This is a genomic window from Paracnuella aquatica, from assembly GCF_003332885.2.
GTDB lineage: Bacteria > Bacteroidota > Bacteroidia > Chitinophagales > Chitinophagaceae > Flavisolibacter > Flavisolibacter aquaticus.
Map to the genome: position 1 here is coordinate 1 of NZ_QOWJ01000048.1, position 893 is coordinate 893.

General features: G+C 33.3%; 1 protein-coding gene. It reads left to right on the top strand.

The annotated features are described in order from the left end of the window. The first annotated feature begins 167 nt into the window (after positions 1 to 167). Positions 168 to 608 (top strand): hypothetical protein, encoded by a 441-nt coding sequence (locus DRJ53_RS21025; RefSeq protein ID WP_114237635.1) that lies wholly within the window; start codon positions 168 to 170, stop codon positions 606 to 608. Positions 609 to 893: the final 285 nt, after the last annotated feature.

An 893-nucleotide genomic window follows, 5' to 3' on the forward strand; every position in this document is an offset into this window, starting at 1 on the left:
GTTACAACATCATTTTTGCACTTCCAAATGAAAGCAGCAGCATAGGCTTCTAAATCATCCTGAATACTGCTAAGTTCGATCTAAACGGAGGTTTTTAGACAAACTGACGTTATGCGCCACTTAGCCCTAAAACAAGAAACCAAAATTTGCTAAAATACTAAGCATCAATGAAAAAGGTTTTTATCTTATTCGTGTTAATTGTTTTCGCTATTTTCTTTGAAAGTTGCAGAAAAGAAAAAAAAGTTGAAAATCCACCTTTTATAGAGATTGATTGGCGAATCAATAATTATTACTTTTTTTCTGACCCAACGTGGATAACTCCTCCTTTTCCAGATTGGAAACTCAAATTCAATATGGATAAAACCTTTGTTCTGGATTTAGGTAATAATAATTGTACAGGTAGATACGAATGGAAATATACCGATACAAAAGGCCTAATTGAGCTGAAATTTAAAATAGACTCATGGAATATTCCTCCAGCAATGAGTGTGGAAGGAAATAAAATAAAAGAAATTATAGAATCTACTCATGATTGCCATTTTTATTATCGAGAAATTAGCCTCACAATCAACGGTATTAAGGGTAGAATCGATGCGCAAACTTTATAATGGTCAATCAGCGGACAACATAAATTTAAAACTATGCGGGCTTTTGAATATAATGTTAGCGGAATTATTTCTATTGGACTACAGCAAATAAATTAGGAAGCAGAGCAAAAATATTCTCATTTTTCAAGGCTCGACTTGTTCATGGAAAATCTACAGAATTGCTCACTTTTTTAATTGTAAATCTTCAGCGAAAAGTGGACTAGAATAGTAGTAAATTAAGAGAGGGTTTCCATTCACTCACCTCAAAAACAATGATCATGGAAACAAGACCTCAAAAGCCCTCCA

Coding starts and splice junctions, on each gene's coding strand:
- DRJ53_RS21025 (WP_114237635.1), top strand. CDS start 168: ATGAAAAAGGTTTTTATCTTATTCGTGTTAATTGTTTTCGCTATTTTC.